The sequence below is a fragment of the Cupriavidus sp. CPT47-8839-RL05A genome, assembly GCF_058792255.1.
This window is the reverse complement of sequence record NZ_JBYTEG010000019.1, coordinates 1-10,169: the sequence shown is the minus strand read 5'-3', so window position 1 is coordinate 10,169 and position 10,169 is coordinate 1. Positions and strand designations below refer to the sequence as shown.

The window sequence follows — 10,169 nt, the reverse complement described above, 5'->3', positions numbered from 1 at the left end:
ATCATGGGCGGATGGGCTTCATCGGTAAAGGCCCGGAAACGGATTAATTGATCGTGTTACCCTCTGAATCAGACGCGCCGGCCAACCTGGCAAAACAAGCGCGCACCCCGACATCCCGGAGGTAGACAACGTGCCCAACATCAGCAACATGAACGTGTCGCTGCGCCAGCTGCGCGCGTTCATCGCCGTGGCGCAGGAGCGCCACTTCACCCGCGCGGCCGAGAAGCTGGACCTGTCGCAGTCGTCGGTCAGCACGCTGATCCACGAGCTGGAAGGCAACCTCGGCCTGAAGCTGTTTGACCGCCACACGCGCCAGCTGCACATCACACAGGCGGGCGCGGAGCTGTTGCCGCTGGTGAAGAAGGCGGTGGCCGATATCGACAGCGTGATCGAGAACTCCAGCGAGCTGCGCACGCTGGGTCGCGGGCGCGTGTCGATCTCGGCGTCGTCGATCCAGGCGGCGCTGATGCTGCCGCGCGTGATCCGCGAGTTCTGCGTGAGCCATCCCGGCGTGAAGGTGGAACTGCACGACGTGTCCGAGCATGAGGTGACCAAGATGGTCAGCTCGGGCGAGGTGGATTTCGGCATCGGCACCATCCCAGAGGGCCAGCCCGACCTGAGCGCGCAGCGGCTGATGTCCGATCCCTTCGTGATCGTGATGCCGGCGCATCATCCGTTGCGCCGGCGCAAGACGCTGCGCTGGGAAGACGTGGCGGGCCTGCCCGTGATCGGGCCGCACAAGGGCAACCCGATCCGCGACTGCCTGGATACCGCGCTGGCCGCGCGCGGCATTTCGCTGCAGCGGGTGCACGAGGTGTTCCTGCCGCTGACCATGGTGGGCATGGTGGATGCCGGGCTGGGCATCGCGGTGATGAGCGCGGCGGTCACGCGGCTGACTTCCGCGCTGGGGCTGGCCACGGTGATGCCGACCGATCCGGTGATCCACCGCGAGATCTCGCTGCTGGTGCACGCGGACCGGTCGCTGTCACCGCCGGCCCAGGCTTTCCGCGATCTGCTGATGCGCTATCGCGCCAAGCTGGCCGACGCAGGCTGACTACTTCATGCCGGTTCCTTCGCCAGCCCGTGGGCCTGGGGGACCGGCGAGCGGGCGTTGAACAGCAGGTTCAGCAGCACCGCGGTCAGCGTGCCGAGCAGGATGCCGTTCTGGCAGAACTTGGCCAGCAGCTCCGGCATCTGCGCGAAGAACTTGTCCGACACCAGCGGGATCATGCCCAGCGCCACGCTGACGGCGACGATATAGGCGTTCTTCTTGTTCTCGACAAAGTCCACATGGCCGAGGATGCGCACGCCCGTGGCAGCCACCATGCCGAACATCACCAGCGCCGCGCCGCCCAGCACATATTGCGGGATCGAGGCGGCAAAGAAGGCGAGCTTGGGCAGGCAGCCCAGCACGATCAGAATGCCGCCGGCGGTGGCGCAGACCCAGCGGCTGCGCACGCCGGTGACCTGCACCAGCCCCACGTTCTGCGCGTACGAGGTGTAGGTGAAGGTGTTGAACACCGCTCCCACCAGCGCGCCCACGCCGTCGGCACGCAGGCCGCGCGCGAGGTCGTCGCTGCCCACCGGGCGGCCCACGATTTCGCCCAGCGCCAGGAACTGGCCCACGCCCTCGATCATGATCACGATCATCACCACGCACAGCGTGACCGCGGTCATGGCATCGAAGGTGGGCCAGCCGAAGTGGAAGGGCGTGATGAACTCCACCCAGTGCGCGTTGTGCAGGCCGTCGAAGTTGACCTTGCCCAGCGACAGCGCGATCACGAAGCCCACCGCGATGCCGATCAGCACCGCCACGTTGCACAGGAAACCCCTGGCAAAGGCCACCAGCGCCAGCACCGTGCACAGCACCGCGGTGGCGATGGCGATGTTCACCGGCAGGCCGAAGTTGGGATTGGGCACGGGGCCGGCCGCCGTGTTGATGGTCGGGTTGCCGCCCGCCGCCCAGTTGATGCCGACGCGCATCAGCGAGACGCCGATCACCAGCACCACCGTGCCGGTCACTACCGGCGGGAACCAGCGCACCATCTTGCCGACATAGGGCGCGGCAATGTAGGTGAAGATGCCCGCCACCATCACCGCGCCGAACACGGCCGGCAGGCCCAGCGACGGATTGGAGCCGGTGGCGATGATCGGCGCGATGGCGGTGAAGGTGACGCCCATCATCACCGGCAGGCGGATGCCGACCTTCCAGATGCCGATGCTCTGGATCATCGTCACCAGGCCGCAGCAGAACAGGTCCGCGGCGATCAGGAAGGCCACCTGGTCCTTGGGCAGCTTGAGGGCGCCGCCGATGATCATCGGCACGGCAATGGCGCCGGCATACATCACCAGCACGTGCTGCAGGCCAAGGGCCAGCAGGCGGGGCGGGGGCAGGACCTCGTCGACGGGATGCACGGGGGCATTCCCTTGCGTAGGCAGGGTGGGGTTCATGCTGTCTCCTTTGGTCGGTATCACGCCGGTTGCGCATTGCGCTAACGTGTCGCCAAGGTCGCCGGCGTTTCCTCTTCGGGATGGTCAGTTGCCATCCTCTCGTGCGAAGCCCGCGCCTGTCCTGTCTTATAAGTCAGCATGACAGCGGCGGCGGGAAGGTACAACGTTTGGGGCGGATTTATCGATCGGGTGAAACGATGAATCCGCCAGTTTCAGCGGGTTATCCCTTACGGCATGTGGGAGCCCGCGCGTTCCAGCCGCTTCAGCAGTGCTGCCGCGCGCGCCATCGCGGCAGGGTCGATGCGCGCGCGGATACCGTCGAAGGCAGGTCCGCGCGTGGCGTCCAGCCCCATGCGTGACGTGGTGCCCACACCCGAGGCCGAGGGGTCGAGTGCGCTGCCAGGCAGGCCGTCGACCACCACCACGTCCAGGTGCGGTTGCAGGTGTGTGGCCATCGCCCACAGCACTTCTTCATCGCGGGTGATGTCGACGTCCTCATCCACCGCGACCACCGTCTTCAGGTACGGATCCCAGCCGAGCAGGCCCAGCATCACCTGGCGCGCCTCGCCTGGGCGGCTCTGGCGCAACGCCACGTAGGCGTGGAAGTGCGTACCGGAGCTGGGGTAGTGCACGGCGGTGACGCCGGGAAAGCGCTCCCTGAGCTTTTCGACCATCTCCGATTCACGCGGGATGCGGCCCAGGTTCAGGTGTTCGGCCGAGTTGCCGCCGACCACGTCGACCAGCCATGCATCGGTGCGGCGCATCACGCTTTCCACGCGCAACAGGTTGTTGGTTGAACGGTCCGACGAATAGCCGGTGAATTCACCGAAGGGGCCTTCGTCGACGCGCGCTTCGGGATCGATCACGCCTTCAAGCACGATCTCCGCATGCGCTGGCACCAGGATGCCGTGGCGCGGTGTGCGTACCGCTTCCAGCGGCGCGCCGAACAGGCCGCCGGCAACGTGGCGCTCGTCCACGCCGTAGGGCAGCCGCGTGGCGCCGGCCAGCATGAACAGCGGATGCGCGCCGATCACCATGGCCACCGGCAGGGGCCGGCCCAGTTCGGTGGCGCGCTGCTGCATGCGCCACAGGTGCCCGCGCGAATGGAGGCTGGTGGCGATCTCGGTGGGCGAGTGCAGCATCGAGCGGTGGTAGCTGGCGTTGCCGATACCGGTGTCGGGATCTTCCGCGATCAGGATCGCGTTGGTGATGTAGGGGCCGCGGTCGCTGGCGAAGTGCTTGATCGCCGGGATCGTGCGCAGGTCGATGTGTTCAGTCTCGACATGGCCGGTGACGGCGCCGCTGTCCAGCACGCGCGGCGCCACCATGCGGCGGCTGCGGGCCTGGTATTCGGCATGGATGCCGGCGGGCGCCACGCCGCCCAGCATGCGCCCCACGCGCTCGCGCGAGGCAAAGAGGTTGGTCGCCAGCGACGTGCCCAGCCCTTCGACGTGGTCGAACAGCAAGGCCGGATGGCGGCCCTGCGCGGCCAGCGCCCACACCAGTGCGGTCGGGTCCTGGTCGGCGCCGACCGGCTCGCGGATATGCAGCACGTCTTCGGGAAAGGCCTCGCGGTAGGCGGCCAGGAACTGGTGGAAGTCCTGCGAGGTGTCGTGAAACGGCTTGCGCGCCGATGCCGCTGAGGCGAAGGGCGCTGAGGGTGAGTTCATGGATCGGCTCCTGTGGTCAGGGTTGGCCAGGGCGAAGGCTGCCCCGGCGGCCGGGAATGGTCCCGGCCGCCGTGCCGTGCCTGCCTGCCGAACAGCTATCGGCTAGCGACTACGTGTCAGCGCGTGCTGGCGTACGTATCCTTCAGCCGCGCCAATGCCTCTTGCTGCGTCTTGGGCGGCGCCGTGGTCTCGATGCCGACCAGCCGGGCGATGTTGTTGCCCATGTAGTCCTCCAGCCCGTCCTCGTCCAGGTCCATGCCCTGCGGCGCGGGGCCGCACAGCATCTCCAGCTCGCGCAGCCACATGCCGGGCTCGTTGGGCGGGGTGTCGGTGCCGAACACGATCTTGTCGCGCGGCAGCTGGCGCGCGAACTCGACGATGCGCGACTGGAAGCACCAGCCCGATTCGCAATACACGTTGGGCGTGTCCATCGCCATCCAGAAGGCCTCGAACGAGTAGTTGCCGCCGGTCTGGATGCCGAAGTGGCCGATGATGAAATTGACCATCGGGAACTCGCGGATGATCGGGTAGAACATCGTCGGGATCGTGTACGGCCCGTCGCCGGTGTGGATCAGCACCACCACGTTGTACTTGGCGCAGACCTTCATCGCCGGGCGCAGCCAGTCCAGCGCGCGATCGGGGCGGTAGCCATGCATGTTGGCATGCAGCTTGAGCATCTTGAAGCCGTATTCCTTGACGTGGAATTCCAGCTCCTGCGCGCCTTCTTCCGGGCCCCAGCGCGGGTTGAAGGTGAAGTTGCCGATAAAGCGGTCGGGGTACTTCTGGCAGAGCTCCGCGATATAGGCCATGTAGTCGCGGATGCCTTCGCGCCCGCGGCGATTGCCGTCGCGGTAGCCGGTGTTGCCCGGCGGCGGCTGGATAAAGCCCATGTCGATGCGGCGCGGCTTGCCGTTGATCATGTAGGGGCCGTCCATCATCTTGAGCATGCGCTCGCCGTTGAAGGGCTCGCCGGTGTGGCGCCAGGCCTCGTCGACGAGATTGGTCGGGTGCAGATGGGTATCGATAATCATGTTGTGTGCTCCGGAGTCCGTTGTCGGTGGCGCGGGCTTGTGTGCGCTTACGCGGCCAGGCGTGCTTTCGCTTCTTCGAGCGTGCGCGGGACCGGCGTCGGTTCCAGGCCGATCATCCGGGCGACGTTGTTGCCGAGGTAGTCCTCCAGCGTGTCTTCATCCAGGTTCAGGCCCTGGGGCGGCTCGAAGCACAGCACTTCCAGCAGGCGCAGCCACATGCCGGGCTCGTTGGGCGGGGTGTCGGACCCGAACAGGATCTTGTGCTTGGGCAGCACCTTGGCGAACTCGACGATGCGCGACTGCAGGCACCAGCCCGATTCGCAGTACACGTTGGGCATGTCCATGGCCATCTGGAACGGCTCGAAGCAATACACGCCGCCGGTCTGCACGCCGAAGTGGGCCATGATGAAGTTCACCGTCGGGAACTCCTTCATCATCGGCACCCATTCGGTCGGGATGCTGTAGGGGCCGTCGCCGGTATGCAGCTTGACCAGCACGCCCAGCTCGGCGCACTTCTGCAGCGCCGGGCGCAGCCAGTCGAGGGCACGGTCCGGGCGGTAGGCATGCATGTTGGCCTGGAACTGGACCATCTTGAAGCCCAGCTTCCTGACGTAGTGCTCCATGGCATTGACGCCGTTCTCGACGCCGCAGCGCGGGTTGTAGACGAAGCAGCCGATAAAGCGTTCCGGGTACTTATTCACCATCTCCGCGGTGTAGGCCATGTACGCGTCGATAGACTCGCTGCCTGACTTCACGCCGTCGGTGTAGGTGTAGATGGTGTTGCCCTGCGGGGGCTGGATAAAGGCTTTATCGATGCGGCGCGGCTTGCCGTTGATGGTGAACGGGCCGTCCATCATCTGGATCAGGCGCTCGCCGGTGAACGGGTCGCCGTCGTGGCGCCAGGCCAGGTCCACCAGGTTGGTCGGATAACAGCTGGTGTCGATGATCATGGGAGATCCCCTAACAATGACTAGGTTGGACACGCATGCGGCGGGCGTGCGCGAACAACGCCGCGGGGCCGGCCTTGCATGCTGCTATCGGGAGTCTTTGTCAGGGGAGCTGTTGGACCACTGCGCCACCGACGAAACACTCCGTCAGTGAGCAATCTCCAGTTGAACCTCGCGGCATTGCACCGCTGCTGTCCAATCGACCGCTTCTACCCACGCGCTCTTTATACATAGCGCCCGAGCGTTGCGTCAAGCGCATCATGTGTTGCGCCGCACGAACAGCGGGTGCACGTGCATTCCAACCATGGTACGAATCCGCTACATTGCAAGAACCGTGGTGGCAGGCCCGCCGGCGCGGGGCAGGGAGAACTCGGGCCGATTGCTTTGAACGGGGTTTATCACGGGGAAGGGGTGAAAACATGCACGGCAACTTTGCGGTGATGGCGGGGGCCATGCTGTCTGTTGCGCTGTCAATGGCGCTGGGCGGCTGCGGCGGGGATGGGGGCCAGACGGAAATGGTGTCGCCGACTGCGACGACCACGGCGGCCACGACAACGAAATACGGGGTAACGGCAACCACCACCAGCGCCACCACGCGCTGGGCACCGGCGCTCACCGACACCTGGCAGATCCAGCTGACCGGCAAGCTCAACACCAGCTATGCGGTGACCGCCTACGACTTCGACCTGTTCGATACGCCGCAGGCCACCATCGCCGCGCTCAAGGCCCAGGGCCGGCGCGTGATCTGCTATTTCTCCGCGGGCAGCTCCGAGGACTGGCGCCCCGACTACAACCAGTTTGCCGCCGCCGACATGGGCGCGCCGCTGTCAGGCTGGGCGGGCGAGCGCTGGCTGGACACGCGCTCGGCCAACGTGCGCCGCATCATGCAGGCGCGCATGGACCTGGCGGTCAGCAAGGGCTGCGACGCGGTCGATCCGGACAATGTCGATGGCTATACCAACAGCACCGGCCTGCCGCTGACGGCCGAGACCCAGCTCGACTACAACCGCTTCCTGGCGGCCGAGGCGCATGCGCGCGGGCTGGCGGTGGGGCTGAAGAACGATGTGGAGCAGGTGGCCGACCTGGCGGCGAGCTTCGATTTCGCCATCAACGAGCAGTGCTTCCAGTACCGGGAGTGCGGCGCCTATACGGCGTTCACTGGGCAGGGCAAGCCGGTGTTCCAGATCGAGTACGCCACCAAGTACAGGGACGCGGCCACGCGCGCCGGGCTGTGCGCCAAGGCGCAGGCCGCCAACCTGCGCACGCTGGTGCTGCCCAAGACGCTGAACGGCTCGTTCCGCTACGCCTGCGACGCCTGAGTGCCTGCGCCGGCGGGGGCAGCGCGTTCCAGCTCCCGCCAGGCCAGGTAGAGCCGGGTATCGAATTCCAGCTGGTGGTAGCGCGGCTCCATGTGTTCACAGAGCCGGTAGAAGGCCTTGTCGTGATCGCTCTCTTTCAGGTGGGCGAGTTCGTGCACGACGATCATGCGCAGGAATTCCGGCGGCGCTTCCTTGAACAGCGACGCCACGCGGATTTCCTTCTTGGCCTTGAGCTTGCCGCCCTGCACGCGCGAGATCGCAGTGTGCAGGCCCAGCGCACGCTGGGCCGAATCGAGGCGCGCATCGAAGCCGACCTTGTGCAGCGGCGGCGCGCTGCGCAGGTATTCCTGCTTGATGTCCGTGGTGTATTCGTACAGCGCGCGGTCGGTCTGCACGGTGTGGCGCCCGGGGTAGCGCCGGGCGATATGGTCCCCGAGCCGGCCGGCGGCGATCAGCTCGCGCACCTGGTCCAGCACGCCGGGCGGGTAGCCGCCCAGAAAGCGCATCGGGTCCTTGCCGGCGGGGCGCCAGGTTTCAGTCACGGCAGTGGCCTGCTCAGTGGTGGTGGTGATGGTGGTGCATCCAGCTGTTGTCCAGCGAGTTGACGAAGGACTCGACCGCATCCTTGTCGCCGGTGGCGTGGCGCATCATCTCGCCGCACTTGCAGAAGCCCTGGTATGGGGTGATGTGCGAGCAGGCCGACGTCTTTTGCAGGTACAGCGTGACGGGTTTGGTGCACTTCTTGCACTTGAACTTCAGGGTCAGGGCGGGTTTGCTCATGGCGATGGCTTGGGAAGTCGGCGAAAAATCGAACCTGTCATTGTACCGGCCAGGGCGGAATCAAGCAGGACCGCCTCAGCGCGCCGCGCCTGCCTGATACACTCCCGCCATTCCCGAACAACCCTCCAACACGCACCCATGGCACAGTACGTTTTCACCATGAACCGCGTGGGCAAGATCGTCCCGCCCAAGCGTCACATCCTGAAGGACATCTCGCTGTCGTTCTTTCCCGGCGCCAAGATCGGCGTGCTGGGCCTGAACGGCTCGGGCAAGTCCACGCTGCTCAAGATCATGGCCGGCCTCGACAAGGAAATCGAGGGCGAAGCCACGCCGATGCCCAACCTGAACATCGGCTACCTGCCGCAGGAACCGCAGCTCAATCCCGAGCAGACCGTGCGCGAGTCGGTGGAAGAGGCCCTGGGCGGCGTGTTCGAGGCGCGCAAGAAGCTCGACGAGATCTACGCGGCCTATGCCGAGCCGGACGCCGACTTTGACGCGCTGGCCGCCGACCAGGCCAAGTACGAAGCCATCCTGGCCGCCAGCGACGGCAACAATGTCGAACTGCAGCTGGAAATCGCCGCCGACGCGCTGCGCCTGCCGCCGTGGGAGGCAACGATCGGCAACCTGTCCGGCGGTGAAAAGCGCCGAGTGGCGCTGTGCCGCCTGCTGCTGTCGCGCCCCGACATGCTGCTGCTGGACGAGCCGACCAACCACCTGGATGCGGAATCGGTGGAATGGCTGGAACAGTTCCTGACGCGCTTCCCGGGCACCGTGGTGGCCGTGACCCACGACCGCTACTTCCTCGACAACGCCGCCGAGTGGATCCTGGAACTGGACCGCGGCCAGGGCATCCCCTGGAAGGGTAACTACAGCTCGTGGCTGGACCAGAAGGAAGCGCGCCTGAAGCAGGAAGAGGCCAGCGAATCGGCACGCCAGAAGGCCCTGCACAAGGAACTGGAGTGGGTGCGCCAGAACCCGAAGGGCCGCCAGGCCAAGTCCAAGGCGCGTCTGGCCCGCTTTGACGAACTGAACAGCCAGGACTACCAGAAGCGCAACGAAACCCAGGAAATCTTCATCCCGGTGGGTGAGCGCCTGGGCAACGAGGTGATCGAGTTCGACGGCGTGAGCAAGGGCTACGGCGACCGCCTGCTGATCGACAACCTCAGCTTCAAGGTGCCGCCGGGCGCCATCGTCGGCATCATCGGCCCGAACGGCGCCGGCAAGTCGACCTTCTTCCGCATGCTGACCGGCAAGGAACAGCCCGACAGCGGCGAGATCAGGATCGGGCCGACCGTGAAGATGGCGTTCGTCGACCAGAGCCGCGATGCGCTCGATGGCACCAAGACCGTGTTCGAAGAGATCTCGGGCGGCTCCGACATCCTGACGGTGGGCAGGTACGAAACGCCGTCGCGCGCCTATATCGGCCGCTTCAACTTCAAGGGCGGCGACCAGCAGAAGCAGGTCGGCACGCTGTCGGGCGGCGAACGCGGCCGCCTGCACATGGCCAAGACGCTGATCGCTGGCGGCAACGTGCTGCTGCTGGACGAACCGTCCAACGACCTCGACGTGGAAACGCTGCGGGCGCTGGAAGATGCGCTGCTGGAATTCGCGGGCTGCGTGATGGTGATCTCGCACGATCGCTGGTTCCTGGACCGGATTGCTACCCACATCCTGGCGTTCGAGGGCGACTCGCATGTGGAGTTCTTCCCGGGGAACTACCAGGAGTACGAGGCGGACAAGAAGCGGCGGCTGGGTGAGGAAGGGGCCAAGCCCAAGCGGATTCGATACAAGCCGATTGTGCGGTGATGGGCTCTGTTTGCGATAGAGTGCCGGCCTGCGCGCCTGCACGTTGCTGACAACCTTCACACGCAGCGGGTTGGCTCCCTCTCCCGCTTTGAACTGACCCCCAGAAGTTGGAGACAACTTTTTGGGGTTTTTACATGGCAAAGTACACCGAGCAGTTCAAGCTGC

The 10,169-nt window shown here is 65.7% G+C and carries 9 protein-coding genes; 3 read left to right on the top strand and 6 right to left on the bottom strand.

Annotated features, from left to right (window positions below; all coding sequences use genetic code 11):
- Positions 1-130: 130 nt before the first annotated feature.
- A complete protein-coding gene (locus AC3WVS_RS22145; protein ID WP_492320383.1) occupies positions 131-1,054 on the top strand; it encodes a LysR family transcriptional regulator in 924 nt (307 codons plus the stop codon).
- Between the two features lie 5 nt (positions 1,055-1,059).
- Here the strand turns inward: AC3WVS_RS22145 and AC3WVS_RS22140 are convergent, their stop codons facing one another.
- The 4 genes from AC3WVS_RS22140 to AC3WVS_RS22125 form a co-directional block, all read right to left on the bottom strand.
- Positions 1,060-2,451, bottom strand: coding sequence for a nucleobase:cation symporter-2 family protein (locus AC3WVS_RS22140; RefSeq protein ID WP_492320382.1), 1,392 nt, complete (start codon positions 2,449-2,451; stop codon positions 1,060-1,062).
- A gap of 227 nt (positions 2,452-2,678) precedes the next feature.
- A complete protein-coding gene (locus AC3WVS_RS22135; RefSeq protein WP_492320381.1) occupies positions 2,679-4,121 on the bottom strand; it encodes a UbiD family decarboxylase in 1,443 nt (480 codons plus the stop codon).
- 116 nt (positions 4,122-4,237) lie between these two features.
- Entirely contained in the window at positions 4,238-5,152 is a 915-nt protein-coding gene (locus AC3WVS_RS22130) for an amidohydrolase family protein (protein ID WP_153955447.1), read from the bottom strand.
- A gap of 47 nt (positions 5,153-5,199) precedes the next feature.
- Entirely contained in the window at positions 5,200-6,102 is a 903-nt protein-coding gene (locus tag AC3WVS_RS22125) for an amidohydrolase family protein (RefSeq protein WP_492320380.1), read from the bottom strand.
- A gap of 416 nt (positions 6,103-6,518) precedes the next feature.
- On the opposite strand from AC3WVS_RS22125, the gene AC3WVS_RS22120 reads away from it, so the two are divergent.
- Positions 6,519-7,418: an endo alpha-1,4 polygalactosaminidase gene (locus AC3WVS_RS22120; RefSeq protein ID WP_492320379.1), complete on the top strand. Its 900-nt coding sequence runs from the start codon at positions 6,519-6,521 to the stop codon at positions 7,416-7,418.
- Here the strand turns inward: AC3WVS_RS22120 and AC3WVS_RS22115 are convergent.
- Positions 7,400-7,924 (bottom strand): YgjP-like metallopeptidase domain-containing protein, encoded by a 525-nt coding sequence (locus tag AC3WVS_RS22115; RefSeq protein ID WP_492320447.1) that lies wholly within the window; start codon positions 7,922-7,924, stop codon positions 7,400-7,402. The two genes, AC3WVS_RS22120 and AC3WVS_RS22115, sit on opposite strands and share 19 nt — an antisense overlap.
- 49 nt (positions 7,925-7,973) lie before the next feature.
- Positions 7,974-8,198 carry a hypothetical protein gene (locus tag AC3WVS_RS22110; protein WP_010812270.1) on the bottom strand — a complete coding sequence of 75 codons (225 nt, stop codon included), beginning with the start codon at positions 8,196-8,198 and terminating at the stop codon, positions 7,974-7,976.
- Positions 8,199-8,336: 138 nt separating this feature from the next.
- Between AC3WVS_RS22110 and ettA the strand changes: the two genes are divergently transcribed.
- On the top strand, positions 8,337-10,004 hold the full coding sequence (ettA, locus tag AC3WVS_RS22105; RefSeq protein WP_492320378.1) for an energy-dependent translational throttle protein EttA: 1,668 nt from the start codon (positions 8,337-8,339) through the stop codon (positions 10,002-10,004).
- The last annotated feature ends 165 nt before the right edge of the window (positions 10,005-10,169 follow it).